This window comes from uncultured Tenacibaculum sp. (assembly GCF_947495995.1).
Lineage (GTDB): Bacteria > Bacteroidota > Bacteroidia > Flavobacteriales > Flavobacteriaceae > Polaribacter.
The window spans coordinates 1-25,504 of record NZ_CANMAX010000001.1 but is presented as its reverse complement, the minus strand read 5'-3'; the positions used below and the strand labels follow the sequence as shown (position 1 = coordinate 25,504).

Genomic DNA, 25,504 nt, shown 5'->3' with positions numbered 1-25,504 from the left:
TAGAAAAGATTTATGACAGATTAGCCAGAAATCTAAAATGGTTACCTTTTTGTTACCTTTATTAATATGGAACAAGGAGAACAATTTCAATTCAAAAATAATATCATTACCATTCCGCTACTTTTCATTTTTATTATTTGGTTTGTGTACTGGTTAGAAATTAAGTTTGGATTTAATTTTAATAAATATGGAGTCTTACCAAGAACTTTAAAAGGTGTCAGAGGGGTTTTCTTGTCTCATTTTATTCATAATGATACAAAGCATCTATTTAATAATTCAGTACCGTTAACAGTGCTTTTAATGAGCTTATTTTATTTTTATAGAGATGTAAGTGTAAAAGTGTTGTTGTACGGAAGTTTACTGACCGGAATTTTCACATGGATCATTGGTAGAGAAGCATATCATTTTGGAGCTAGTGGAATAGTTTATTTATTATTCAGTTTTGTTTTTTTTAGTGGGATTTTGAGAAAACATTTTCGATTAGTAGCAATGTCTTTAATTGTTATTTTTCTCTACGGAAGTATGGTTTGGTATCTTTTTCCAATTGAAAACGGAATTTCTTGGGAAGGGCATTTATCTGGTTTTTTAGTAGGAATGTTTTTTGCCTATCATTACAGAAAAATTGGAATAGTTAAAGAAAAATTTATTTTTTCAAAAACAGCTTTTGATGAAATGTTTGATGAAGATGGTAATTATTTACCTCCAGAAGAAAAAGAAGAAGAGGTTGTCGAAGAGGTTAAAGAAATAACATATAAATATATATACGTTCCTAACGAGATTTCAAAAGAAGAGGAAGAATAAAAGACGCTTAATTAGCGTCTTTTTTGTGTTTTTATAAGTTAGGTTGAGGAGTTAATCTCAAGTAAGGTTTAACTTCTTTATGTCCTTTAGGAAAAAGATCTGGAATGTCTTCATTCTTTACAGCAGGAACAATAACACAGTCCTCACCATTTTTCCAATTTGCAGGAGTTGCAACTTTATGATAAGAAGTTAATTGGAGAGAATCAATAACTCTTAGTAATTCATCAAAATTTCTACCAGTAGACGCAGGATAAACTATAATTAATTTCACTTTCTTATTCGGATCAATAATAAATACAGAACGAACAGTTAAGTTATTATCTGCATTAGGATGAATCATATCATACAAGTTAGATACTTTTTTATCTTCATCTGCTATAATTGGAAAGTTAACAGTTGTATTTTGTGTTTCATTAATGTCTTCTATCCAACCTTTATGAGAAGAAGCACCATCTACACTTAATGCTACAACCTTAACATTACGCTTTTCAAATTCTGATTTATATTTCGCAACAGTTCCTAATTCAGTTGTACAAACAGGAGTATAATCTGCAGGATGTGAAAATAAAATCCCCCAGCTGTTTCCTAACCATTCATGAAAGTTTATTGTTCCTTTTGAAGTCTCTGCAGTGAAGTTTGGTGCTTCATCACCTAATCTAATTGTGCTCATTTTTTAAAATTTATCGGTTTAGTCTTAAATTTAAGAAAACCTATCTATAAATTTTGTTAAATAAAGATGAGCTTTATGTTAGTTTTTAAATTACATTCTTTGTCGTACAGCTTCGTAAAGGAAAGCTCCACAAGCAACAGAAACATTAAGTGATTGAATTTCTCCAAGAAGAGGAAGTTTGGCTTTATAATCAGCCATTTTTAAAACAGAATTACTGACACCTTTGTGTTCAGAACCCATTATAATAGCTATAGGCTGATTCATATCAACATCATAAATTGAATCTTCTGTTTTTTCAGTAGCAGCAACAAGTTTTATATCTGCAGCTTGAAATTGGAAGATAGCATCTTTTATATGGTCTACTTTGCAGATAGGAACTTTAAACGCAGCACCAGCTGAAGTTTTTATAGTTTCTGCATTTACAGGTGCACTACCACTTTTTTGAATAATAATACCATTTATTCCAGTGCATTCTGCAGTTCTTATGATAGCACCAAAATTTCTAACATCAGATAGTTGATCAAGAATAATAAACAATGGTTTTTTACCAGATTCTAAAGTTTCTTCTATCAATGTGTCTAATTCAAAGAAAGTAATAGGAGATATTTTAGCAACAGCCCCTTGGTGATTATTATGCTTCGATAAACGATTAAGTTTTTCAACAGGAACAACACTAGTAGATATTTTATTCTTCTTTATTAGTTTTTCTAATTCAAAATAAAGATCACCTCTTAATCCTTTTTGTAAGTAAACTTTGTCTATAGTTGAATTACTTTCAATTGCCTCAATAATAGCTCTAATACCAAAAATTGTAGTTTTTTGTTCCATGCTGCAAAGGTAGTTGAATTTATTCCAAAAAAAAACCACCTTTTAAAAAGGTGGTTTTTGATTTATTATAACAATGAAATTTATTATTGCTTAGTAAGTGTAAATTCGTAATCTCCAAAAGTACCTAAAGGTCCTTTAGCAAAAATAGTGAAATTAGAATCTGCGTATGATGTTTCGTTTACAGTCATATCTCTAAATAAGGCAATATTAACCGTTGAACCTGCAAAAGAAACAGTTCCATTACAAGTATCAAAAGTCATTACAGTACCGTTAGGAATAAATTGATTAGCACCAGCAGAATTATTTAAAATTACTCTAATACCATCAGTATCTGTTGGATCTTTGCTGATTTCAATTTGGTATGTTTCTCCAAAATTAGCAGCTAAACTTAATCCTGCATTAGTACCACCAGCACTAAATTCTTCTTGTACAGTATATGTTCCTACCCAATCATCAAGATTAATAGGGCAGTCATTATCTACAATTGTTATGGTTTTTGTATTGCTATTAACACCTTCCCCTCCAATACCAACAGCTTTATCGCTTGAAGTAGATAATTCTAAAACAATATCTAAGTTTCCATCAGTTCTCGCATTATCTACAGGAACAATAACAATTTCAGCACTTCTTTGTCCCGCAGGTATTTCTACAGTACCATTGTTCATGTCAGTAAAACGTGTATTATCATCCGAAGTTACAGTATAATTTACTGTAATACCATTTTCATTAGAAGCTCCACCAAATAAAACAGTAGTCGTTAAACCTGCTGTGTTGTTTTCCGCTAAATCTGCTGATGTTGAAGCAAATTGTATAAATCCTTCAGTGTTTTTATAAAAAGTAGGGTTTTCATCTTCACAAGAACTCAACACAAATATTGAAGATAGAAGAAGAAAATAAAAATATTTATTTAATTTTTTCATAATTAATGTCTTTTAATTAAAACTAGTAACCTGGGTTTTGTTGTAAAATATCACCTGCTAAATCTATTTCACCTAAAGGTATAGGTAAAGTAAATCTATGATCAGTATTACTAATTGTACATACTCCGTTGAAAGCACAATCAATTGCGTCTCTGTCGATAGTAGTGTTAGCGCGTACACCTAATCTTTTGATATCAACCCATCTGAAACCTTGTAAAGCTAATTCTTTACGTCTCTCATTTAATAAAGCTGCGTATGCTGCTTGAGCACTTCCGAAGTTTGCTAATGGTTGTGGGCTAGCGTAGCGGTTGTCTTGTAACTGTTTTAATAATGTAGCAGCTGCCGGTAGGTTTCCTAAAGCGATTTGAGCTTCAGCTTTAATTAATAACATTTCAGAAACTCTAAAGATCTTGATGTCATTCATTAATGGTTGACTTTCGTGTCCAGGATATAATCTGATAACTAATACGTCAGATTCTTTTGGGTCAGAAGCAGTTGCGTAATTAGGATCAATTCTAGAAGTTGGATCTACTAATCTAGTTTTTCTAATATCTGCATCATCAATGCTATTGAATAAAGATCTACTTAATTCCATAAATGGAGAACCGTCAATAGTACTTCCTCCAAAAGCAAACAATGATCCAGCCCATCCACCACCACCAGTAGCTTGGTTATCGAAGTTATCGTTAATAGTTCTTTCTAATTCAAAAATGATTCCAGAATCATCAGAATCATCAAAGGTGTTAAAATATCTTACGGGGTTAGTTAAAGTGTAAGAGTTTAATAACGTAGTAGCATACTGATCAGCTAAAGTATATTGTCCTCTGTAAGCAGCCATTCTAGCTCTTAAAGCAGTCACAAAATCTCTACTAATAAATTGTCTCTCTGACTGAGTAGAAATTAAAGTAGCAGCCTCATCTAAATCCTGATTAATGAATTCATATACTTCTCCATTAGTATTTCTTGGTAAAAACTGAGTAGGACCAGGAATGATGTCTAATTTAACAACACCTAATGCAGAATCATCAGTTAAATCTGTACTAAAGTAAGTTAATAACTGAAAGTGGCAATAAGCTCTAATAGCTAAAAACTCACCTCTAATCTCATTGTATTCAGCTTGATCAGCAGGATCTACTGTTAAAGCTTCACCAGCTTGTAATAATTTATTGATCTGGTTGATAGTGATATAATAAGAAGACCATAATCCAGCAGAGAATCCTGAAGCAGGAGTCAATTGTTGACCTAATAATAAGATATTTTGTCCACCATTAACTAAACCTAAAGACATTTCATCTGTGAAACCAGCATTGAATAAAATCTCTGTCGTGTTGTCGAGACGAGCATATACTCCAAGTAAAGTGCTCTCAAAATCATCAACAGATTGAACAGCTTTATCAGAAGTAAGTATACCAGGTTGTTCGATGTCAATTACATCATCACATGCTGTGAATGCGATCAACCCTATTAAAATTAAAAATATTTTTTTCATCTTTATATTGTATATTAAATTATATAAATCTTAGAATCCAATTTCGAAACCAAATGAGATAGTTCTTGGAGTTGGGAAAGTTCTACTTGTGTTACCAAATCCTTCAACATCGAAATCTCTAAACCCGCTTATTGTAACTAAGTTCTCTCCATTAATGAAAGTTCTAATCTTAGATAGCTTAAATTGCTTTACAATATCTCTTGGGAAGTTATAACCTAAGCTTACGAAACGTAAACGTAAGTAATCAGCGCTTTGGATAAAACGATCTGAAGCTAAACCTAAGTTACTAGCTCTTAAGGCAGGTACATCAGTAACTCTGTTGTCTGGTGTCCAGAAATCTAAAAGATCTTCAGATAAACGGAAGTTACCAATGTTGTTAGGGTTAACAGCATTCGCGTAATTACCAGCAACTCTATCAGCTCCAATTACGAAGTTAAAGCTAGTTTGTAAGAAAAATCCTTTATAATCAACGTCAAAACCAAAACTACCTTGGTAATCTGGGAATCTAGTTTTATTTGTGAATACACGGTCGTTATCAGCATCTGGAGTTTCAGTTAAATTATCATTCGCGTCTAAGAATAATAAGTTACCATTTGCAGGGTTAACACCAGCATATCTTACTGAGAAGAATTCACCAATTGGTCCTCCTTCACGAACAGTTGTTAAATTAGCACCAAATCTTTCTGATTTGTTGTAGTTTCCTGCAAAGTTCGCAGAAACTCTTAAATCAGGAGTACTGATAGGAGTATATCTTAAGAATAAATCAACTCCAGTATTTCTAACTATACCATCACTATTTACTTCTAAACTAGTAGCTCCAAAAAGACTCTGTACAGGTTGTGAAACGAATAAGTCAGAAGTTTCTCTTTCATAAACGTCTAAACTACCAGATAATTTTCTATTGAAAACTTCAAAATCAACACCGATGTTTGATTCAGTAGTTGTTTCCCATTTTAAATCTGGGTTACCAGGTTGGTTGATGAAAATAGCGTTAGCACCACCATAACCAGCACCAGTACTAAATAAACTTTGTGTTCTTGTTGCAGCAACGAAGTATTGGTTGAAACCTACAGCAGTAGTAATATCTTGGTTACCAGTTGTACCATAAGAAGCTCTTAGTTTTAATAAGTCAAAGGCAGATCCATCCATAAATGATTCTTGATCGATGTTCCATCTACCAGAAACAGACCAGAAAGTACCCCAACGGTTTGAATCTCTAAATCTAAAAGAAGCATCACGTCTTACAGTAGCTCCAAAACCATATTTCTTTTTATAATCATAATCAGCTGTAGCGAAGAAAGATAATAAACCAGCGTTGTTGATGTTTGCATTTGCTTGATCAATGAAGAAATCATTAGCAGCATTATCATCTACAAAACCAGAACCGTCTCCAGGACTAAATGTCTTAGGATCTAAACCGTTAGCTCTAAATCCAAAAGTATCTAAATGAGCTTTAAAAACCTCCATGTAAGCACCAACATCTAAAGAGTGATCCTCTCCAAACTTAGTACTATAGTTTAAAGAGTTTAACCAGTTAACACCGATAGCTCTAGTAGTTTGTTGATCTTGAGTACCTGGAGTTGTGTTACCAGTTTGAGCAAAGAAAACAGAGTTGAATGAATTAGGGAACTCAGCTCTAAGAGTAGTTTCGTGAGTGTAATCCATACCTAATCTAGATCCTAAAGTTAATCCATCATAAAGTTCATAACTTGCATTTAAAGATAAAATAGCTTTTAATTCGTCCTCACGTCTTTCGTAAGTAGCTAATCTATCTAATAATAATAATGGAGTATTTGCGAAAATTGGAGCAATAGATCCTCCTTGACCAACTACATACTCTGAAGGAGAAATGTAAGGTAAAGATTGGTAAGCACCTAATACGAAGTTTCTGTTAACACCTCCACCACCAATTGCATTTGGCTCATTGTTTTTAGAGTAGTTTAAAGATATAGAAGTTCCGTATTTGAACTTTTCATTATCACTTCTACCATTAATTTTAGCATCTAAATTAAATCTCTGTAATCCACTTTGTACTAAAATACCTTGAGAATCAAAGTAACCTAAGTTTACATTTGTTGTTGTCTTTTCAGAACCAGAACTAATTCTTAAGTTGTGACTTTGAGTAATAGATCTTCTGAAGAAGATATCTAACCATTCAGTATTAGTTTGAGATAATTGAGCAATTTCAGCATCAGTTAATCCGCTACCTCTACCGTTTCCGAATGTTCTTTCTAATTCTAACATTCTTCTAGAATCTAAAAGATTAAGATTGTTACTCTGTAATTCAGATATAGAAGTTAATAAGTTATACTCGATTGTAGTTGGAGTATTAAACTTACCAGATTTTGTTTTAATAATAATTACACCGTTCGCACCTCTGTTACCATAAACAGACTTAGCACCAGCATCCTTAAGGATAGTCATGCTTTCGATGTTGTTAGGGTTTAAACTTCTAAAGTTATCACCATCAACTGGAACACCATCAATAATAAATAAAGGCTCAGTGTTACCATTGATCGAACCAACCCCTCTAATAATAACCTCACTATTAGCACCTGGCTGTCCAGAACCTGTAGTAATGTTTACCCCAGGAGCCTGACCTTGAATTGTCTGAACTAAAGAAGCATTAGGTCTACCTTCAATAGTCTCTGCACCTAAACTTGTAATAGAAGTGTTTACTGTAGGCTTACTTCTTCTAATATCATAAGCTCCTTCTACAATAACTTCTTCAAGTAAATTGTCACTTTCCATTGAAACATTGATACTGTTAGATGAACCAACCACTCGTTCTACAGTTTTCATACCAACAAAACTAAAAACGATAACGTCACCAGTTTTAGCTTTAATTGAGTATTTACCATCAAAGTCAGTTTCAGTACCAGATGTAGTACCCTTTTTTAATACACTAACCCCAGGTAAAGGTCCAGATTCATCTGAAACAGTTCCTGAAATTGTTCTGTCTTGAGCAAATGAAATTTGCACAACCAACGCCAAAAGGAGCGTTAAAATCCCATTAAACTTTGTTTTCATTGTATAATTGTTTGAATTAATCAATCGCTAAAATCTTAATTTTATCTTAAATAAACAATTTTTTAACATAAAAAACCAATTTAAATCACGCCTAAAAGGATAATAGTGTGTCTTTATAAATAGAAATGGAGTTATATTTAATTTTAAATAAAAAAAGAGCTAGTAAAAACTAGCTCTTTCATGGATTACTTTAAAAAGTAATGTGTTTTTGTTATCTCCATACCCATAAAGAATCATCTAATAAATGACCTCCTTGATTAGAGATTGCAGCATTATAGTTTGCGCTATTTGCTAACCTTTCAGAATCTGGATATAAGAAACGTAATGGAACTATACCTGAAGGATTGTTTCCGTTCGCTCCATTAGCATCAGCAGTTAATGTAGGGAAACCAGTTCTTCTGTAGTCATTCCAAGCCTCTATTGCATTATGCCCATAAAAAGCTTTGTATTTTTCCGTTATAATAGTTTCAAGTTGTTGTTGAGCAGTACCAGTTAAAGTTAAAGCATTAACATAAGTAGTAATGTCTCCAGCAGGAACACCTAAGTACTCCATGTTAGCTGTAACAGCAGCCTGTAATGCCATTAAAGCATTTCCTCCTGTACTTAATAAAGCTTCAGCTTCTATAAATTTAACTTCAGCGTAAGAAATTAATAAAGAAGGAGAGTCTTGTTGAGCCCAGAATAAATCTGCATTACTAGAATCGTAGAATAAGAAATCTGTACCATCTTGGAACATGTATTTTTCTTGTCTTGGATCTCCTGTCATTAAAGTAGCAAATGAAGGTCCGATAACCATAGTATTTGGCCTTTCAGCACCAAAAGCAGAAATTGGGTTTCTACCTCCAGAGGTATTTTCGAATACAAATTCAGGTTGACCATCATTAGAAGTAAAAGATTGATTTACTTCGCTGATAACGCTAGCCATAACTCCTGGATTAACTTTAGATTGTTGTAATAAGTATCTAGCTTTTAAAGCATGTGCAACAGCAGCCCAATCAGATGCTGAAGAAGGACCAGAAGTTAAATTTCCGAAAATACCAGCAGGGTCAGTAGTATTTAAATCAGCAATTGCTCCATCTAATAAGTTAATGATAGCTGTATACACATCTTCTTGAGAATCATAAGCAGGAGTTAAGTTATCTGCTCCCTTGAAAGCTTCAGAAAAAGGAATGTCTCCCCATAAATTAGTAGCCATACCTAAATTGTAAGCATAGTATAATCTAGCTAAACCTCTAGTGTGTAAGTTTCCACTAGTAGTAGTACGAGTAATTATGTCATCACAGTCCTTCATAGAACCTACGTAAAGTCCGAATTCCCATAAGTTAGCAATATCACCTTCACCAATGTTGTATTGAGTAAAAGCAACTTGCTGAGCATCAAAACCAGCCCATTGTTGCATAATGATTCCTGCTAAACGAGCTCCGTTAGCCATCATGTTTCTGTGTGTTTGTGTTTGCATTGCCGGAACAATAGCTCGCACACTTACATTATCTCCACCAGGTCTGGTTGGTTGAAATAATCTAAACCAAAACCATTAGAGTCTCCTGATAAGTTTGTCTCAGGGTCAATACCAGGGTAATCAGTGTCTAACCATAAGTTTCTTCCAGAAACCGTTACAGAGAAACTATCTATTGGTAATTGACTAATTGCTTTTTCACCTAAACTATATGTTAAAGCTACTTCTCTTAATCTGATATATGAACCGTCATAAACGTTGTCTTCAGAGATTCCTCCAAAACCATAACGTACCCATCTGTTAGCTCCTAAACCACCAGCTGGATCAGCATAAGCAACAGGAGTAGTGTTAGGTTGACCGTCTGATTGTCTTACACCTTCAAAAACGAAAGTTTCATTTCTTAAGTTTCCAGTAGTTTCAGATACTCCAAAGTAATCTAAGATACCACAAGTACCACACCATACATCTCCACCTTCTTTAACATCTACTAATGCAGTTAAGCTAAAGTTTTTATAAGAAACAGTGTTTCTGATAGCCATAGTCCAATCTGGGTTTGGATCACCAACTACACCTGATTCAGGATCTTCGATTGCCCATCCATTATCATCAATAAGTACGTTTCCATCTGCGTCTCTTAACCATCTTGATCCCCAAATAGCACCATACTGTTCTCCTTCAACAGCTCTAGATGAAGTAGAGTTAAATCCGTTTAATAAGATTGGTTCTATACCTTCTGGTAAATCAGTAACAAAGTTTGTATACTTAGTCCAGTTAACATTAATGTCCCAGTTGAAATCTTCAGTTCTAACAGGGTTGAATCCAGCAGAAACTTCCCAACCTTTGTTCTCAACAGTACCAGCATTAATTACACGACTAGTAAAACCTGTAGTAGCAGGCTGGTTAATAAATACTACTTGGTCATCAGTAGTTTTGTCATAATAAGTAACATCTAACGAAATTCTAGAGTCTAAGAATTTTAACTCAGCACCAATTTCGTATTCAGTAGTAGTTTCAGCTTGAATATTTGGATTACCTAAAACAGCTCCACGCTCAAATGCAACATTAGAGAATAAAGGGAATTGGTTTCCGTTAATAAATCCATCACCACCAGCTAAAGCAGCGTTGTAGTAAGATACTGTTGCGTATAATGGAGCGTCATTACCAGTACTACCCCAAGAACCTCTTAATTTACCGTAATCGAACCAGTCACTCTCTTCAATTAATTCAGAGAAAACAAAACTTAAACCAGCGCTATAAGACTGGAAGCTGTTGTTGTCTTGAGGTAAAGTAGAAGACCAGTCATTTCTTACTGCACCATTAACGAATAACATGTTCTTATAACCAAACTTAGCATCTGCTAAAAGAGCGTTTACAGAACGTCTGTTGATTGTTTCAGTATTAATTTGAGAAGCAGTGTTAGAAATATGGAAGAATCCAGGGATTGCTAAAGTGTTACCTTGAGAAGATCTACTAGTAAAATCAGTTCTAAAGAAGTTGTATCCAACTGTTCCGTCTAAAGTTAAATCTTCATTTAATTTAGTAGTGAATAGAGCTAAGAATTGGTTGTCTATTTGTTGGTTAGAGATATCAGTATCTAAAACTAAACCTTCGTTTACTGTTGCAGAGTTTAAATCGATACCAGATTTACGAGCGTCTGTATATCTATCAAATCCGTAAGTTCCTTTTAAAGTTAACCAATCAGTAACTGAATAAGTAGCTTCTAATTGTCCAATAAATCTGTTTACGTTGTCAAAACTAGGGTTTTTAGCAACTGTCCAGAATGGGTTATCATATACACCAGCACGGTAACTACGTTGTGTTCCGTCAGGTAATTGGTATACAGAATTTGTAGCAGCAGCTTGGCTTCCAGATAAACCGTTACCGTTATCAAAAGTAGGAGTAGTTCTTAAAAGACCTAACATGATACCAGAGATATTAGAACCTCTTTGTACTCTTCTACCACCAGAGTTAATGTATTTACCTCCAATGTTAACGTTAACTTTATCGCTTAATTCCGTATTTAAGTTTAATGTGAAAGATGTTCTTCCGAATTCTTCTGTCGGAGCAACACCTGTTTGATCTAATTTACCAGCAGAGAAGAAATACTTAGATTTTTCAGTACCACCAGAAATAGATAAATTGTAGTCTGTAGATAATCCTGTTTTAAAGAAATTGTAGTTGTCATAAGCATTAGCTCTTTGTCCGTTACCAGTTCCTGCAGGAACTAATCTACCATTTCTGTCATATGGGTAAGAAGCGTCTCCGTCAAATTCTAAAGTAGAAATTGCAGGTCCCCAGCTAAATCCTTCTCTTGTTTCAGGTCCTCTATATGTTAAAACACCACCAGAAGGTCTACCTTGAGCAAATTCTTTTTGTAAGTTAGGTAGCCTACTTACATTACTAATCATAGTATTACTGCTGAAAGTAATTTTTGGTTTTCCAGCTTTACCTTTTTTAGTTGTAATGATAACAACTCCGTTTGCAGCTCTTAAACCATATAAAGTTTGTGCTGCCACACCTTTAAGGATGTTGATGCTTTCGATATCATTTTGGTTGATATCCACAGCTCTGTTTGAGTTATCAACTCCAGCTAAACCGTTTCCGTTAGATGAGTTGTCAATTGGCACACCATCAACAATGAATAAAGGACTATTACTTCTGTTGATAGAAGTGTTACCTCTAATTCTGATGTTTGCAGACGAACCAACAGAACCAGAAGAAGTGATAACTTGTACCCCAGCAGCTTTAGAGTTTAAAGCAGAAACTAAGTTAGTTTCACCAGTGTTTTCAATGTCTTCAGCTTTTACAGCTTGAATAGAATATGATAATTCTCTTGGTTTTGCAGTTTTACCTAAAGCGGTAACGATAACTTCGTCTAAAACACTAGAATCTTCAGCTAATACAACATTAATTGTGCTAGAACTACCAACCGTTTTTTCGATTGATTTCATTCCAACAAAACTAAAAACAAGTACATCTCCAGCTTTAGCTTTAATGTTATACTTACCATCAAAGTCAGTTTCTGTTCCTGTTCTAGTTCCTTTTTTCACAACACTAACTCCAGGTAGTGGTTCAGAACCATCTGTAACAACCCCTGAAATCGTTTTGTCTTGTGCGAAAGATACATGCACAATCAACGCTAGGAATAGCGTTAAAATTCCATTAAATTTTGTTTTCATTATGTATTTATTTGAATTAATGTGTGCTAAAGTCTTAAATTAAACTTAAAAAAACAACAAAAAAAGTTAATAAAATGTAAATACGGCGTCGTTATTGTTAAAAAGAAAGTTTTTTTTTAACTAAAAGTAGTTTTTGAAAATAATCGATAAGTTAAACCTGTTTTTATTGAGGTTTTCTGAAAGATTGCTGGTAATAGATAGGTTTATTAGAGTGTTTGATCTCTTGAAGGCATATCCAAATCCATAGCCAAATAATATATTAGTTTTTTTAGTAATGTCTTCAGATATCCCGATATCAGTTATAGAGTACAAATAAGACTTTTGTTGTGAGGTCAAATAAATATATTCGATGTTAAAGAAAGAGTATTGGCTTGAAAAAATACTTTGAGGATCAAATCCTCTTATAGAATTAATTCCTCCTATTCTATATAGTTCATTGAATAATATCTCTGAAGAAGAAGTTAGTATGCTAGTTTCGTTTCTTATATCAATAATGCTTCTTTGACTTATTTTGAAGTTGAAGTTAGATTCTAGATTAGTTTTTATTTGATTAGCATTGTTGTTTTCAGATTCTCTATTTCCAAATAAGGTGTTGAATTGGATTGAGAATTTTGGTTTAAGAAATGTATTTCTAGTATTTGTTCTGTATGAGAATGATGGGCCTACAAATGAAGAAGAGAAGTCGACTGTGTTTGAGTTGATTTGATTATTACTGTCTAACGTGTTGTTGGAATTTAAACTTTCAAATTTTAATCCAGCTTTCATTTTAGGTGAGATGTCGTATGTAAGTTCGGTGTTAAATTTAGAGCTTAAAAAACTACTGTCTTGCCTGTAAATTTCAAAAGAGCTATTGTTTGATATTGGTGATTTGAATATATAAGGTATAAAAGTTCTTAATACAAGGTTTTGTCTTTCGTTTCCATTTGCATTCCAATTTATATGTAATTGCTCACCAGTATTTATTAGGTTGTTTAATTCGAAGTTAATATTTCCATTAATGCTTAAGTCTTCTCTTTCGCTAGAGCTAAAATTTATAAGTCCATCAAAACTACTGTTTTTTACTTTCTTTAAGTATAGGTAAACAATAGTAGAATCTTTACTAAATAATGTTTCTGGACTTTTTTGTTGTTCGATGAAGTTTAGTCCATTTATTTCTTGGGAAATAGTTTCAATTTTTTCTGGAGAGAAAGTTGATTGAGTTTTTAGTTTTAGATAGTGTTTTAAATAAGTCTTAGGAAATTCAGTGTATCCTTTTATTACGATTTTGTCAATCGTTCTTTTTTTTGAGTCTGAAATGACTAGGCTAGCTGAGATAATATTGTCTTCAAGAGTTATGTTTTTAAGTTCAGCTTTAGAGAATATTTTTCCTTCCGAAGCTAAGATTGAATTTTTATTATCTAGATAATTTTTGAGTTTTGAGATTTCAATAACTTCAACCGATTTGTTTCTGTGAAAAATTCTTATTGAATCTATTTTTTTTCCAAATGTTATGTGTACAGATGTTTGTTCTTTGGAAGTGATGATGGAATCATATCTATTATAGAAATAACCTTTTAATTTTAGGTTTTGTGATACTGAATCTAAGCTTTTACTTAAATCAGTGAAATAATAAGCGCGATCTAAATTGTTTTTCTTTAAAGTGTGTTTTTCGTTTTTCTTATCATTAATGAATTTTACTTTGTTGTTTTGAGAAAAAACAAAGTTGTTGGAAAACAGTAGTATTGTTGCTAAAAAAAAGATTATTTGCTTCAAGGTAGAAAAATAAATGCTAAAGTATATTAAATCAATTGATTTGGCTTTATTGGATCAAAGGTTTTAAAAATAACTTACTGATATTTGATTAATTAGAAATTAATTGTACATTTGCACACTCTTAAAAATAGAGATTAATATTAATAAGTACAAACGAAAACAAGTAATTAATTAGTATGCCAACTATTCAACAATTAGTTCGTAAAGGAAGAACCAAAATAACTAAGAAGAGTAAATCGGCTGCTTTGACGGCATGTCCTCAAAGACGTGGAGTTTGTACGCGTGTGTATACAACAACACCAAAAAAACCTAACTCAGCAATGCGTAAAGTTGCCCGTGTAAGGTTGACAAATGGTAATGAGATCAACGCGTATATCCCAGGAGAAGGGCATAACCTTCAAGAGCACTCGATAGTATTAGTTAGAGGTGGAAGGGTAAAAGATTTACCAGGGGTTAAATATCACATCGTACGTGGTGCATTAGATACTGCAGGTGTTGAAGGAAGAACTCAACGTAGGTCTAAATATGGTGCAAAACGCCCTAAAGACAAAAAGTAATTATTCAGTAACTTTTTTAATGTAAAGACATGAGAAAAAGAAGAGCGAAAAAAAGAATCTTATTACCAGATCCAAGATTTAACGATCAATTAGTAACACGTTTTGTAAACAACTTAATGTGGGACGGTAAAAAGTCTGTAGCGTTCAAAGTGTTTTATGATGCAATTGATATCGTAGAGCAAAAGAAAACTGACGAAGAGAAGTCAGGATTAGAAATTTGGAAAGATGGTTTATCAAATGTAATGCCTCACGTAGAAGTTCGTTCACGTCGTGTGGGAGGGGCTACATTTCAAATACCAATGCAAATCCGTCCAGATCGTAAAGTGTCAATGGCGATCAAATGGATGATAAGTTATGCAAGAAAGCGTAACGAAAAAACGATGGCACAACGTTTAGCATCTGAAATTTTAGCAGCTGCTAAAGAAGAAGGAGCTGCAGTTAAAAAGAGAGTAGATACTCACAAGATGGCTGAAGCTAACAAGGCATTCTCACACTTTAGATTTTAATAAAAATGGCTAGAGATTTAAAATTCACACGAAACATTGGTATTGCTGCTCACATTGATGCAGGTAAAACTACAACTACTGAACGTATCTTATTCTACACGGGAGTTTCTCATAAAATAGGAGAGGTTCACGACGGTGCATCTACGATGGACTGGATGGAGCAAGAAGCTGAAAGAGGTATTACAATTACTTCTGCTGCTACAACTTGTGAGTGGAAATTTCCACTTGAAAATGGACAATCAACTCCTGATACTAAAGGATATCATTTCAATATTATTGATACTCCTGGTCACGTTGATTTTACTGTTGAGGTAAACCGTTCATTACGTGTATTAGATGGTTTAGTGTTTTTATTTTCTGCAGTAGATGGTGTAGAGCCTCAGTCAGAAACTAACTGGCGTTTAGCAGATAACTACAAAGTGCCTCGTATTGGATTTGTTAACAAGATGGACCGTCAAGGATCTAACTTCTTAGCAGTATGTCAGCAGGTAAAAGATATGTTAAAGTCTAACGCAGTGCCAATCGTATTAAATATTGGTGATGAAGCTGACTTTAAAGGTATCGTAGATTTAGTTAAAAACCGTGCTATTGTATGGCATGATGATAACTTTGGATCTACTTTTGACGTAGTTGATATTCCAGAAGAGTTAAAAGAAGAAGCTGCTGAATTAAGAGCAAAATTAATTGAAGAAGTAGCTGCTTACGATGAGAATTTATTAGAGAAGTTCATGGAAGATGAGAACTCTATTACAGAAGAAGAAGTGCACGCTGCTTTACGTGCTGCTGTAATGGATATGTCTATTATTCCTATGGTATGTGGATCTGCATTCAAAAATAAAGGAGTACAATTCTTATTAGATGCAGTTTGTCGTTACTTACCTTCTCCAACAGATAAAGAAGCAATTATCGGTACAGATCCTAATACAGGTGAAGAGATTGCTCGTAAACCAGACGTAAAAGATCCATTTGCAGCTTTAGCATTTAAAATTGCAACAGATCCTTTCGTAGGTCGTTTAGCATTCTTCCGTGCATATTCAGGTCGTTTAGATGCAGGTTCTTATGTGTTAAATAACCGTTCAGGTAAGAAAGAACGTATATCACGTATTTACCAAATGCACTCTAATAAGCAAAATGCTATCGATTTTATTGAAGCTGGAGATATTGGTGCAGCAGTAGGTTTTAAAGATATTAAAACAGGAGATACGTTATCAGCTGAAAAAGCTCCTATCGTATTAGAATCTATGGATTTCCCAGATCCTGTAATTGGTATCGCTGTTGAGCCAAAAACTAAAGCAGATGTAGATAAGTTAGGTATGTCTTTAGCGAAATTAGCTGAAGAAGATCCAACATTTACAGTTAAAACTGATGAAGCTTCAGGTCAAACAGTAATTTCAGGAATGGGTGAGTTACACTTAGATATTATTGTAGATCGTTTAAAGCGTGAATTTAAAGTTGAGGTAAACCAAGGTCAACCTCAAGTAGAGTATAAAGAAGCAATTACAGCATCTGCAGATCACAGAGAGGTTTATAAAAAGCAATCTGGAGGTCGTGGTAAATTCGCTGATATTGTTTTCACTATGGAACCAGCAGAAGAAGGAGTTCAAGGTTTAGTTTTCGAATCTATCATTAAAGGTGGTAACGTTCCTAAAGAATTTGTTCCTTCAGTAGAGAAAGGTTTCAAAGAAGCAATGAAGAATGGTCCTTTAGCTGGATACGAGATGGATTCTATGAAGGTGACTTTAAAGGATGGTTCTTTCCACCCAGTTGATTCTGATCAGTTATCATTCGAATTAGCGGCAAAATTAGGTTACAAAGCTGCTGCGAAAGCTGCAAGAGCTGTAATCATGGAGCCAATGATGAAGTTAGAAGTGTTAACTCCTGAAGAAAACATGGGAGATATCGTAGGAGATTTAAACAGAAGACGTGGACAAGTAAATGATATGAGTGATCGTTCAGGTTCTAAAGTTGTTAGAGCTATCGTTCCTTTATCTGAAATGTTCGGATATGTAACTTCGTTACGTACATTATCTTCTGGTAGAGCAACTTCTACAATGGAATTTTCACACTATGCTGAAACTCCTTCAAATATCGCTGAAGAAGTTATCGCTAATGCAAAAGGTTAATTAAGATGAGTCAAAAAATTAGAATAAAATTAAAATCTTACGATTACAATTTAGTAGATAAATCTGCTGAGAAAATCGTTAAGACAGTAAAAAGTACTGGAGCGGTTGTTAACGGACCAATCCCTTTACCAACTCATAAAAAGATTTTTACAGTATTACGTTCACCACACGTAAACAAGAAATCTAGAGAGCAATTTCAATTATCTGCTTACAAGCGTTTATTAGATATTTATAGTTCTTCTTCTAAGACTATTGATGCTTTAATGAAGCTTGAATTACCAAGTGGAGTTGAAGTAGAGATTAAAGTATAAGTATTTTTATACAGATATAATAAAAAGCCTTTTTGCGAAAGTAAAAAGGCTTTTTTAATGAATAACTTTTTCTAGTCAGAACTAGAGTATAAAGTTATTTTCTGTGATAATTTAAATTTATTTAAAACCTAACTACCATAAAATCATTTAAATAATTGGTTTTAGTTTGGTTATGTTTGTATTTTTTTATACTTTCGCAGTCCGAAATTGGGTGTTAATCAATTTTTAACACGTTATTTCAACAACATGTCCGGAGGGTTTCGCGAAGGAAAAACGGTAAAACACAATAAGTTAAGAGCTAAAACGTGTTTTACGCTCTTTTTTTTTGAGTGAGATTTTAAAGATGCAGAAACATTTGTTTCAAATAATTATTTATTAATAGACGCGCTGGATAAATTCAAAGTCTAATCGTCTTAAAATTAACAGATATGTCTGGGTTAATAGGAAAAAAAATCGGAATGACCAGCTTATTCGACGAGAATGGGAAGAATATCCCATGTACCGTTATCGAAGCAGGTCCTTGCGTAGTTACCCAAGTCAGAACCGAAGAGGTTGATGGCTACAATGCTTTACAACTTGGTTTCGATGACAAAAAGGCAAAAAGCTCTAATAAAGCTTTAGATGGTCACTTCCAAAAAGCAGGTACCGTTGCTAAGAAAAAAGTCGTTGAGTTCCAAGGTTTCGAAGGAGAGTTTAAATTGGGTGACTCAATTACAGTTGAGCACTTTGCTGAAGGAGAGTTCGTTGATGTTTCAGGAACTTCTAAAGGTAAAGGTTTTCAAGGGGTTGTTAAACGTCACGGATTTGGTGGTGTTGGTCAAGCAACTCACGGTCAACATAACCGTTTAAGAGCGCCAGGTTCTATTGGTGCGGCTTCTTACCCTGCAAGAGTATTCAAAGGAATGCGTATGGCAGGACGTATGGGAGGTGATAGTGTTAAAGTTCAAAATTTAAGAGTGTTAAAAGTAGTTCCAGAAAAGAATCTTTTAGTTATTAAAGGTGCTGTTCCAGGACACAAAAACTCTTATGTAATTATTGAGAAGTAATGAAGGTAGCAGTATTAGATATTACAGGAAAAGATACTGGTAGAAAAGTTGAACTTTCTAACGAAGTATTCGGAATAGAGCCAAACGATCACGCTATTTACTTAGATGTAAAGCAATATTTGGCTAATCAAAGACAAGGTACTCACAAATCTAAAGAGAGAGGTGAGATTGCTGGAAGTACAAGAAAGATTAAAAAGCAAAAAGGTACAGGTACTGCACGTGCAGGAAGTATCAAGTCTCCAGTTTTTAGAGGTGGAGGACGTATCTTCGGTCCAAGACCAAGAAACTATTCTTTCAAATTAAACAAAAACTTAAAGCGTTTAGCTCGTAAATCTGCTTTAAGTATTCAAGCAAAAGATAACAATTTAGTAGTAGTTGAAGATTTCAACTTTGAAACTCCAAAGACTAAAGAATTTGTTAATGTGTTAAAAGCTTTAGAATTAGATACAAAGAAAACTTTATTTGTATTAAACGAAGAGAATAAGAACGTATACTTATCTTCTCGTAACTTGAAAAAATCTAAAGTAGTAAATGCTTCTGGAGTTAATACTTACAATGTATTAAACGCAAATAAAGTTGTGATTTCAGAAAGTACTTTAGAAGGAATTGAATCTAACTTAAGTAAATAGGATTTTCAGATATGAGTATTTTAATAAAACCTATTATTACAGAAAAAGCAACAGTAGATAGCGAAAGATTCAATCGTTACACTTTTGTTGTAAACAAGAAAGCTAACAAAATTCAAATTAAGGATGCTGTTGAAGCTGCTTACGGAGTAACAGTTGAGAAAGTAAGAACTTTAAACCATCCTGCATTAAGAAAAACTAAGTACACTAAGAAAGGTTTAGTTACTGGTTTAACAAGCGGTTATAAAAAAGCGGTTGTTCAGTTAGCAGAAGGCGAAATTGATTTTTATAACAATCTATAAGAATAAGCAAGACAAATGTCAGTTAGAAAATTAAAACCAATAACACCAGGTCAGCGTTTTAGAGTTGTGAATGGGTTCGACACCATCACTACTGATAAGCCGGAAAAGTCATTATTGGCTCCGAAAAAAAGAACTGGAGGTCGAAACAATCAGGGTCGTATGACTACTCCTAACAGAGGAGGAGGACATAAAAGAAGATATCGTATTATCGATTTCAAAAGAAATAGATATAACGATCCTGCTACAGTATTAACTATTGAGTACGATCCAAACCGTACAGCGTTTATCGCGTTAGTTCAATTTGCTGATGGAGAAAAGCGTTATGTAATTGCACAAAACGGTTTAAAAGTTGGACAAACTATCGTTTCAGGAAAAGAAGCTACACCAGATGTTGGTAATGCTATGTTCTTAAGTGATATTCCTTTAGGAACAACAATTTCTTGTATCGAATTACGTCCAGGTCAAGGAGCTGTTATGGCTCGTTCTGCAGGTTCTTTTGCACAATTAATGGCAAGAGATGGAAAATATGCAATTGTTAAGTTACCTTCAGGTGAAACAAGATTAATCTTACAAACTTGTATGGCAACTATCGGAGTTGTATCTAACTCAGATCACCAATTATTAGTTTCTGGTAAAGCTGGTAGATCAAGATGGTTAGGTAGAAGACCAAGAACTAATGCAGTTAGAAAGAACCCAGTTGATCACCCAATGGGAGGTGGTGAAGGACGTTCATCTGGAGGACATCCAAGATCTAAGAATGGTATACCTGCTAAAGGATATAAGACTAGATCTAAGACTAAAGCTAGTAACAAGTATATTTTAGAACGTAGAAAGAAATAATAAATCATGGCAAGATCATTAAAAAAAGGACCTTACGTTCACTATAAGTTAGAAAGAAAAGTGTTAGCTAACGTTGAGTCAGGAAAAAAATCTGTGATCAAAACTTGGTCAAGAGCTAGTATGATTACTCCTGATTTTGTAGGACAAACAATTGCTGTTCACAACGGACGTCAGTTTGTACCTGTTTACGTTACTGAAAACATGGTAGGTCATAAGTTAGGCGAATTTTCACCAACGCGTTCATTCCGTGGACACGCAGGTGCTAAAAATAAAGGAAAAAAATAAGTAGGATATGGGAAGTCGTAAACATAACATGGCAGAACAGTTAAAAGAAGCTAAGAAGCAAAGAGCTATCGCTAAGCTTACAAACTGTCCTACATCACCAAGAAAAATGCGTTTAGTAGCGGATCAAATTAGAGGTGTTGAAGTTGAAAAAGCTTTACAAATCTTAAAATTCAGTCCAAAAGAAGCATCTCGTAACTTAGAAAAGTTATTATTATCAGCTATTGCTAACTGGCAAGCTAAAAATGAAGATGCAAGTATCGAGGATGCTGGATTATTCGTACAGTCTATTTATGTAGATAGCGCAGGAATGTTAAAGAGATTAAGACCAGCTCCACAAGGTCGTGCTCATAGAATTCGTAAGCGTTCTAATCACGTAACTTTAGAGTTAGGAACTAAAAATAACAGTAATTAATCATTAGTAGAAATGGGACAAAAAACAAATCCAATAGGAAATCGTTTAGGAATCATCAGAGGATGGGAATCTAACTGGTATGGTGGAAATGACTACGGTGATAAAATTGCTGAAGATGATAAGATAAGAAGGTATTTAAAAGCTAGATTATCTAAAGCAAGTGTTTCACGTATTATTATTGAGCGTACTTTAAAGCTTATAACCGTTACTATCACAACTGCTCGTCCTGGTATCATTATCGGTAAAGGAGGACAAGAGGTAGATAAGTTAAAAGAAGAGCTTAAGAAAATTACTGGTAAAGAAGTTCAAATTAACATCTTCGAGATTAAGCGTCCAGAATTAGATGCAAACTTAGTTGCAGCTAGTATCGCTCGTCAAATCGAAAACAGAATTTCTTACAAACGTGCTACTAAAATGGCTATCGCTGCTGCAATGCGTATGAATGCAGAAGGTATCAAAGTTCAACTTTCTGGTCGTTTAAACGGTGCTGAAATGGCACGTTCTGAGCATTACAAAGAAGGAAGAATTCCTCTATCTACTTTCAGAGCAGATATCGATTATTCACTTGTTGAAGCACATACTACATACGGAAGAATCGGTGTGAAAGTATGGATTATGAAAGGCGAGGTTTATGGTAAACGTGAATTATCTCCGTTAGTTGGATTATCTAAGCAAAAAGGTAATTCAAATAACAAAGGTGGAGGTGGTAGACGTCAACCTCGTAGAAGAAAATAATTTTTAAAAGAAATTAGAAGATGTTACAGCCAAAAAGAGTAAAATTTCGTAGAGTTCAGAAAGGTAAAGGTAATATGAGTGGTAACTCTGGAAGAGGTACCCAATTATCAAACGGAATGTTTGGTATCAAATCTTTAGACCAGAACTTACTTACTTCTCGTCAAATTGAAGCTGCACGTATCGCAGCAACACGTTATATGAAAAGAGAAGGGCAACTTTGGATTAAAATTTTCCCAGATAAACCTATCACTAAGAAACCATTAGAGGTACGTATGGGTAAAGGTAAAGGTGCACCAGATCATTTTGTAGCTGTAGTTAAGCCAGGAAGAATATTATTTGAAGTTGGTGGAGTGCCAATGGAAGTAGCAAAAGAAGCATTACGTTTAGCTGCTCAAAAACTTCCTGTGAAGACTAAGTTTATCATTGCAAGAGATTTTGATTATAACGCTTAATTCTAATAGATCATGAAACAATCAGAAATAAAAGAATTATCAACAGCTGACTTACAAGGTAAGCTAGGGGCGTTGAAGAAAAATTATACTGATCTTAAGATGGCTCACGCCATAACTCCATTGGAAAACCCTTTGCAGTTAAAAAGCTTAAGAAGAACTGTAGCTAGAATAGCTACAGAATTAACTAAAAGAGAATTACAATAAATTCTAGTCAGTTTTAAAGATGGAAAAAAGAAATCTTAGAAAAGAGAGAATAGGTGTTGTATCTAGCAACAAGATGGAGAAATCTATCGTTGTAAGCGAGGTAAAAAGAGTAAAGCACCCAATGTACGGTAAGTTCGTTAAGAAAACGAAGAAGTACGTTGCACATGACGAGAATAACGATTGCAACATTGGAGATACAGTTAAGATAATGGAAACTCGTCCATTAAGTAAATCTAAACGTTGGAGATTAGTAGAAATCCTAGAAAGAGCTAAATAATATGTTACAAACAGAATCAAGATTAAAAGTAGCAGACAACACTGGAGCTAAAGAGGTTTTAGTGATTAGAGTTTTAGGAGGAACAAAAAAGCGTTACGCTAGCGTTGGAGATAAAATTGTTGTTACAGTTAAGTCTGCAACTCCAAACGGAACTGTAAAGAAAGGACAAGTTTCTCGTGCAGTTGTTGTTCGTACTAAGAAAGAAATTAGACGTAAAGACGGATCTTATATCAGATTTGACGATAACGCTTGTGTACTTTTAAATCCTTCAGAGGAAATGAGAGGAACACGTGTATTCGGTCCTGTAGGTCGTGAATTACGTGAGAAGCAATTTATGAAGATAGTATCATTAGCACCTGAGGTGTTATAAAATCAGATTTTAAAATGAAGAAATTTAAAATTAAATCAGGAGATACTGTTAAAGTTATCGCAGGAGATCACAAAGGATCTGAAGGAAAAGTTTTACGTATTCTTAAAGATAAGGATAGAGTAGTAGTAGAAGGTGTTAATATGATTTCAAAGCATACTAAACCTAATGCAGCTAATCCACAAGGAGGTATTGTAAAACAAGAAGCACCATTACACATTTCTAATGTAGCTTTAGTAGAAGACGGTAAGGCAGTAAGAGTTGGTTACAAAGTAGAAGGTGATAAGAAGGTGAGAGTTTCAAAAAAATCAGATAAAGCATTATAACTATGAGTTACGTACCAAGATTAAAAGAAGAGTACAAGAGTAGAGTTATTAAGGCTCTTACTGATGAGTTCGGATACAAGAACGTAATGCAAGTACCTAAATTACAGAAAATCGTAGTAAGTAAAGGTGTAGGTGCTGCTATTGCTGATAAGAAATTAATCGAATACGCGATTGACGAGTTAACAAATATTACTGGTCAAAAAGCCGTACCAACGATTTCTAAGAAAGACGTTGCAAACTTCAAATTACGTAAAGGAATGCCAATCGGTGCTAAAGTTACGTTAAGAGGAGATATTATGTACGAATTCTTAGATCGTTTAATCACTGCTTCTTTACCACGTGTTAGAGATTTTAATGGAATTAAAGCAAATGGTTTCGATGGTAGAGGTAATTACAACTTAGGTATTACTGAGCAAATCATCTACCCAGAAATTAATATTGATCAAGTGAAGAAAATTAGTGGAATGGATATTACTTTTGTAACATCTGCTGAAACTGATAAAGAAGCTAAATCATTATTAGGAGAATTAGGTTTACCATTTAAAAAGAATTAATAACATGGCTAAAGAATCAATGAAAGCGCGTGAGCGTAAAAGAGCTAAAACTGTAGCTAAATATGCTGAAAAAAGAAAGGCTTTAAAAGAAGCTGGAGATTATGAAGCATTACAAAAGTTACCTAAGAACGCTTCTCCAATTAGAATGCACAATCGTTGTAAGCTAACTGGACGTCCAAAAGGATATATGCGTCAGTTTGGTATTTCACGTGTAACTTTCCGTGAAATGGCTAACCAAGGATTAATTCCAGGTGTAAAGAAAGCTAGCTGGTAGAAATTATCAGTTCAATAATATAAAAGGTGTACAACTTATTTAAGTTTGTGCACCTTTTTTTATTTTGCACAAAAAAATAAAATTGAAGAAATATTTTAATACAACTTATCCATTCTATTATGATGTAAAAACATCATTGCTAATAGCATCATTAGTTTTTATACTCTCAACTCTTTTTAGTTTCCTCTTTGAACCTTTCGAAGTTAACTTTAGCGAATTAAAATTTAGCTTCTTACTAATATCAGTTATACATTCTTTAATTTCTTTTTTAGTTTTTATGATTGCAGTGGTTATTTTGAGTAGAGTAAGAAGTCTTGATTCTGATTGGAAACTTAAGAACGAGTTTTCCTTTTTGCTAATAGTATTAATAATAATTGGAATAATGCAGTTTTTAATTCGAGATTTTATTTACTTAAAAGAAGATAATTGGTCATTAAAATATCTTTTTGAAGAAATAAGAAATACACTTTTAGTAGGAAGTCTCTTAATTTTTATAATTACATCATTAAACATCGAAAGATTAAAAAAGATATATATTAATAAAAGTAAAGATTTAGGGGCTTCTTTAAATTTTCATGATACAAATATTAAAGAAAAAGTATTAATTAAAACGCAAGTACTTTCAGATGACTTTATTTTAGATGTAGATGATTTCTTATATGCAAAGTCTGACAAGAATTATGTTGAATTATTTATGAAAGATGATGCTGTTTTGTTAAAAAGGATGACTATTAAAAGTTTTGAAGAGCAAATTTCAAGTTATAATAATATATGTCGAGTTCATAGATCTTACATTATTAACTTGAAAACCATAAAAAAAATTGAAGGAAATTCACAAGGATTTCAACTTTGGATTAATGACATTGACTTTATTCCTGTGTCAAGAAATATGATTTCTTCTTTTGAAAGAGCATTTAAAGCAATAAAAAATTAAGTTTTTTTGAAATATTATAGAAAAAGAAGCACCTAATTTTCGTCATGTTCTTCAACTAAACCCCTTCACTTTCTATTATCCTTTTTAGTTTGCTTATTTAGTTGAAAAAAGTCGAATCTACAAATCATTGATTAGTTGTTTATTATGAAAAACTTTCAAAAAAAGTGTAATTTTTTGGTTTAAAAGTTTGGTGGGATTGAAAAGAGTGTGTAGTTTTGCACCCGCAAATAACAAAACACGGTTTTAGA

The 25,504-nt window shown here is 33.6% G+C and carries 28 protein-coding genes; 20 read left to right on the top strand and 8 right to left on the bottom strand.

The genetic code is table 11. From position 1 onward, the window contains the following. Positions 1-66 precede the first annotated feature (66 nt). A complete protein-coding gene (locus Q1A15_RS00140; protein ID WP_299617150.1) occupies positions 67-801 on the top strand; it encodes a rhomboid family intramembrane serine protease in 735 nt (244 codons plus the stop codon). A 31-nt stretch (positions 802-832) separates the two neighbouring features. Here Q1A15_RS00140 and Q1A15_RS00135 read toward each other — a convergent pair whose 3' ends face one another. From Q1A15_RS00135 to Q1A15_RS00100, 8 genes are all read right to left on the bottom strand, one after another. Beyond that, complete coding sequence (locus Q1A15_RS00135) at positions 833-1,471, bottom strand: peroxiredoxin (RefSeq protein ID WP_299617149.1); 639 nt, start codon at positions 1,469-1,471, stop codon at positions 833-835. A 90-nt stretch (positions 1,472-1,561) separates the two neighbouring features. Beyond that, entirely contained in the window at positions 1,562-2,299 is a 738-nt protein-coding gene (rlmB, locus tag Q1A15_RS00130; protein ID WP_299617147.1) for a 23S rRNA (guanosine(2251)-2'-O)-methyltransferase RlmB, read from the bottom strand. A gap of 83 nt (positions 2,300-2,382) precedes the next feature. Next, the gene (locus Q1A15_RS00125; RefSeq protein ID WP_299617145.1) at positions 2,383-3,219 is read right to left on the bottom strand and encodes a hypothetical protein; all 837 of its coding nucleotides are present in this window, start codon (positions 3,217-3,219) and stop codon (positions 2,383-2,385) included. Positions 3,220-3,241: 22 nt separating this feature from the next. Next, on the bottom strand, positions 3,242-4,708 hold the full coding sequence (locus Q1A15_RS00120) for a RagB/SusD family nutrient uptake outer membrane protein (RefSeq protein WP_299617143.1): 1,467 nt from the start codon (positions 4,706-4,708) through the stop codon (positions 3,242-3,244). A gap of 30 nt (positions 4,709-4,738) precedes the next feature. Next, positions 4,739-7,738, bottom strand: a complete 3,000-nt coding sequence (locus Q1A15_RS00115) for a SusC/RagA family TonB-linked outer membrane protein (RefSeq protein WP_299617141.1) — start codon at positions 7,736-7,738, stop codon at positions 4,739-4,741. A gap of 211 nt (positions 7,739-7,949) precedes the next feature. After that, on the bottom strand, positions 7,950-9,218 hold the full coding sequence (locus Q1A15_RS00110; RefSeq protein WP_299617139.1) for a SusD/RagB family nutrient-binding outer membrane lipoprotein: 1,269 nt from the start codon (positions 9,216-9,218) through the stop codon (positions 7,950-7,952). Positions 9,219-9,220: 2 nt separating this feature from the next. Beyond that, the gene (locus Q1A15_RS00105; protein WP_299617137.1) at positions 9,221-12,373 is read right to left on the bottom strand and encodes a SusC/RagA family TonB-linked outer membrane protein; all 3,153 of its coding nucleotides are present in this window, start codon (positions 12,371-12,373) and stop codon (positions 9,221-9,223) included. A 120-nt stretch (positions 12,374-12,493) separates the two neighbouring features. Then, positions 12,494-14,125, bottom strand: a complete 1,632-nt coding sequence (locus Q1A15_RS00100) for a POTRA domain-containing protein (RefSeq protein WP_299617135.1) — start codon at positions 14,123-14,125, stop codon at positions 12,494-12,496. Between the two features lie 176 nt (positions 14,126-14,301). Between Q1A15_RS00100 and rpsL the strand changes: the two genes are divergently transcribed. The 19 genes from rpsL (at position 14,302) to Q1A15_RS00005 (ending at position 25,256) form a co-directional block, all read left to right on the top strand. Beyond that, positions 14,302-14,682, top strand: a complete 381-nt coding sequence (gene rpsL / locus Q1A15_RS00095) for a 30S ribosomal protein S12 (RefSeq protein WP_075342596.1) — start codon at positions 14,302-14,304, stop codon at positions 14,680-14,682. Between the two features lie 29 nt (positions 14,683-14,711). Continuing rightward, positions 14,712-15,188: a 30S ribosomal protein S7 gene (gene rpsG, locus Q1A15_RS00090; protein WP_299617131.1), complete on the top strand. Its 477-nt coding sequence runs from the start codon at positions 14,712-14,714 to the stop codon at positions 15,186-15,188. 5 nt (positions 15,189-15,193) lie between these two features. Further along, on the top strand, positions 15,194-17,311 hold the full coding sequence (gene fusA / locus Q1A15_RS00085) for an elongation factor G (RefSeq protein ID WP_299617129.1): 2,118 nt from the start codon (positions 15,194-15,196) through the stop codon (positions 17,309-17,311). A 5-nt stretch (positions 17,312-17,316) separates the two neighbouring features. Beyond that, complete coding sequence (rpsJ, locus tag Q1A15_RS00080; RefSeq protein ID WP_075342599.1) at positions 17,317-17,622, top strand: 30S ribosomal protein S10; 306 nt, start codon at positions 17,317-17,319, stop codon at positions 17,620-17,622. Positions 17,623-18,050: 428 nt separating this feature from the next. Further along, positions 18,051-18,668 (top strand): 50S ribosomal protein L3, encoded by a 618-nt coding sequence (gene rplC / locus Q1A15_RS00075; RefSeq protein WP_299617127.1) that lies wholly within the window; start codon positions 18,051-18,053, stop codon positions 18,666-18,668. Continuing rightward, positions 18,668-19,297 (top strand): 50S ribosomal protein L4, encoded by a 630-nt coding sequence (rplD, locus tag Q1A15_RS00070; RefSeq protein ID WP_299617125.1) that lies wholly within the window; start codon positions 18,668-18,670, stop codon positions 19,295-19,297. Before rplC ends, rplD begins: the two co-directional genes overlap by 1 nt. 11 nt (positions 19,298-19,308) lie before the next feature. Continuing rightward, on the top strand, positions 19,309-19,596 hold the full coding sequence (rplW, locus tag Q1A15_RS00065) for a 50S ribosomal protein L23 (protein WP_299617123.1): 288 nt from the start codon (positions 19,309-19,311) through the stop codon (positions 19,594-19,596). Between the two features lie 15 nt (positions 19,597-19,611). After that, positions 19,612-20,436 (top strand): 50S ribosomal protein L2, encoded by an 825-nt coding sequence (gene rplB / locus Q1A15_RS00060; protein WP_299617121.1) that lies wholly within the window; start codon positions 19,612-19,614, stop codon positions 20,434-20,436. A gap of 6 nt (positions 20,437-20,442) precedes the next feature. After that, complete coding sequence (gene rpsS / locus Q1A15_RS00055; protein ID WP_075342604.1) at positions 20,443-20,721, top strand: 30S ribosomal protein S19; 279 nt, start codon at positions 20,443-20,445, stop codon at positions 20,719-20,721. Positions 20,722-20,728: 7 nt separating this feature from the next. After that, positions 20,729-21,133 (top strand): 50S ribosomal protein L22, encoded by a 405-nt coding sequence (gene rplV / locus Q1A15_RS00050; RefSeq protein WP_095074028.1) that lies wholly within the window; start codon positions 20,729-20,731, stop codon positions 21,131-21,133. Positions 21,134-21,145: 12 nt separating this feature from the next. Then, positions 21,146-21,868, top strand: coding sequence for a 30S ribosomal protein S3 (gene rpsC, locus Q1A15_RS00045; RefSeq protein ID WP_075342606.1), 723 nt, complete (start codon positions 21,146-21,148; stop codon positions 21,866-21,868). A 20-nt stretch (positions 21,869-21,888) separates the two neighbouring features. After that, on the top strand, positions 21,889-22,320 hold the full coding sequence (rplP, locus tag Q1A15_RS00040) for a 50S ribosomal protein L16 (RefSeq protein ID WP_075342607.1): 432 nt from the start codon (positions 21,889-21,891) through the stop codon (positions 22,318-22,320). A gap of 12 nt (positions 22,321-22,332) precedes the next feature. Further along, positions 22,333-22,524 (top strand): 50S ribosomal protein L29, encoded by a 192-nt coding sequence (rpmC, locus tag Q1A15_RS00035; RefSeq protein WP_299617109.1) that lies wholly within the window; start codon positions 22,333-22,335, stop codon positions 22,522-22,524. A 19-nt stretch (positions 22,525-22,543) separates the two neighbouring features. Beyond that, complete coding sequence (gene rpsQ / locus Q1A15_RS00030) at positions 22,544-22,801, top strand: 30S ribosomal protein S17 (RefSeq protein WP_132722879.1); 258 nt, start codon at positions 22,544-22,546, stop codon at positions 22,799-22,801. 1 nt (position 22,802) lies between these two features. Beyond that, complete coding sequence (gene rplN / locus Q1A15_RS00025; protein WP_299617104.1) at positions 22,803-23,171, top strand: 50S ribosomal protein L14; 369 nt, start codon at positions 22,803-22,805, stop codon at positions 23,169-23,171. Positions 23,172-23,185: 14 nt separating this feature from the next. Beyond that, positions 23,186-23,494, top strand: coding sequence for a 50S ribosomal protein L24 (rplX, locus tag Q1A15_RS00020; RefSeq protein ID WP_299617102.1), 309 nt, complete (start codon positions 23,186-23,188; stop codon positions 23,492-23,494). A gap of 2 nt (positions 23,495-23,496) precedes the next feature. After that, complete coding sequence (rplE, locus tag Q1A15_RS00015; protein ID WP_299617100.1) at positions 23,497-24,048, top strand: 50S ribosomal protein L5; 552 nt, start codon at positions 23,497-23,499, stop codon at positions 24,046-24,048. 4 nt (positions 24,049-24,052) lie between these two features. Further along, the gene (rpsN, locus tag Q1A15_RS00010; RefSeq protein ID WP_091891535.1) at positions 24,053-24,322 is read left to right on the top strand and encodes a 30S ribosomal protein S14; all 270 of its coding nucleotides are present in this window, start codon (positions 24,053-24,055) and stop codon (positions 24,320-24,322) included. A 382-nt stretch (positions 24,323-24,704) separates the two neighbouring features. After that, entirely contained in the window at positions 24,705-25,256 is a 552-nt protein-coding gene (locus Q1A15_RS00005; protein WP_299617098.1) for a LytTR family transcriptional regulator DNA-binding domain-containing protein, read from the top strand. Positions 25,257-25,504 lie beyond the last annotated feature (248 nt).

Bases quoted from the DNA above. Each gene is read 5' to 3' on its own strand.
- Q1A15_RS00140 (WP_299617150.1), top strand. From the start codon at position 67: ATGGAACAAGGAGAACAATTTCAATTCAAAAATAATATCATTACCATT.
- Q1A15_RS00135 (WP_299617149.1), bottom strand. From the start codon at position 1,471: ATGAGCACAATTAGATTAGGTGATGAAGCACCAAACTTCACTGCAGAG.
- rlmB (WP_299617147.1), bottom strand. From the start codon at position 2,299: ATGGAACAAAAAACTACAATTTTTGGTATTAGAGCTATTATTGAGGCA.
- Q1A15_RS00125 (WP_299617145.1), bottom strand. From the start codon at position 3,219: ATGAAAAAATTAAATAAATATTTTTATTTTCTTCTTCTATCTTCAATA.
- Q1A15_RS00120 (WP_299617143.1), bottom strand. From the start codon at position 4,708: ATGAAAAAAATATTTTTAATTTTAATAGGGTTGATCGCATTCACAGCA.
- Q1A15_RS00115 (WP_299617141.1), bottom strand. From the start codon at position 7,738: ATGAAAACAAAGTTTAATGGGATTTTAACGCTCCTTTTGGCGTTGGTT.
- Q1A15_RS00105 (WP_299617137.1), bottom strand. From the start codon at position 12,373: ATGAAAACAAAATTTAATGGAATTTTAACGCTATTCCTAGCGTTGATT.
- rpsL (WP_075342596.1), top strand. From the start codon at position 14,302: ATGCCAACTATTCAACAATTAGTTCGTAAAGGAAGAACCAAAATAACT.
- rpsG (WP_299617131.1), top strand. From the start codon at position 14,712: ATGAGAAAAAGAAGAGCGAAAAAAAGAATCTTATTACCAGATCCAAGA.
- fusA (WP_299617129.1), top strand. From the start codon at position 15,194: ATGGCTAGAGATTTAAAATTCACACGAAACATTGGTATTGCTGCTCAC.
- rpsJ (WP_075342599.1), top strand. From the start codon at position 17,317: ATGAGTCAAAAAATTAGAATAAAATTAAAATCTTACGATTACAATTTA.
- rplC (WP_299617127.1), top strand. From the start codon at position 18,051: ATGTCTGGGTTAATAGGAAAAAAAATCGGAATGACCAGCTTATTCGAC.
- rplD (WP_299617125.1), top strand. From the start codon at position 18,668: ATGAAGGTAGCAGTATTAGATATTACAGGAAAAGATACTGGTAGAAAA.
- rplW (WP_299617123.1), top strand. From the start codon at position 19,309: ATGAGTATTTTAATAAAACCTATTATTACAGAAAAAGCAACAGTAGAT.
- rplB (WP_299617121.1), top strand. From the start codon at position 19,612: ATGTCAGTTAGAAAATTAAAACCAATAACACCAGGTCAGCGTTTTAGA.
- rpsS (WP_075342604.1), top strand. From the start codon at position 20,443: ATGGCAAGATCATTAAAAAAAGGACCTTACGTTCACTATAAGTTAGAA.
- rplV (WP_095074028.1), top strand. From the start codon at position 20,729: ATGGGAAGTCGTAAACATAACATGGCAGAACAGTTAAAAGAAGCTAAG.
- rpsC (WP_075342606.1), top strand. From the start codon at position 21,146: ATGGGACAAAAAACAAATCCAATAGGAAATCGTTTAGGAATCATCAGA.
- rplP (WP_075342607.1), top strand. From the start codon at position 21,889: ATGTTACAGCCAAAAAGAGTAAAATTTCGTAGAGTTCAGAAAGGTAAA.
- rpmC (WP_299617109.1), top strand. From the start codon at position 22,333: ATGAAACAATCAGAAATAAAAGAATTATCAACAGCTGACTTACAAGGT.
- rpsQ (WP_132722879.1), top strand. From the start codon at position 22,544: ATGGAAAAAAGAAATCTTAGAAAAGAGAGAATAGGTGTTGTATCTAGC.
- rplN (WP_299617104.1), top strand. From the start codon at position 22,803: ATGTTACAAACAGAATCAAGATTAAAAGTAGCAGACAACACTGGAGCT.
- rplX (WP_299617102.1), top strand. From the start codon at position 23,186: ATGAAGAAATTTAAAATTAAATCAGGAGATACTGTTAAAGTTATCGCA.
- rplE (WP_299617100.1), top strand. From the start codon at position 23,497: ATGAGTTACGTACCAAGATTAAAAGAAGAGTACAAGAGTAGAGTTATT.
- rpsN (WP_091891535.1), top strand. From the start codon at position 24,053: ATGGCTAAAGAATCAATGAAAGCGCGTGAGCGTAAAAGAGCTAAAACT.
- Q1A15_RS00005 (WP_299617098.1), top strand. From the start codon at position 24,705: ATGCAGTTTTTAATTCGAGATTTTATTTACTTAAAAGAAGATAATTGG.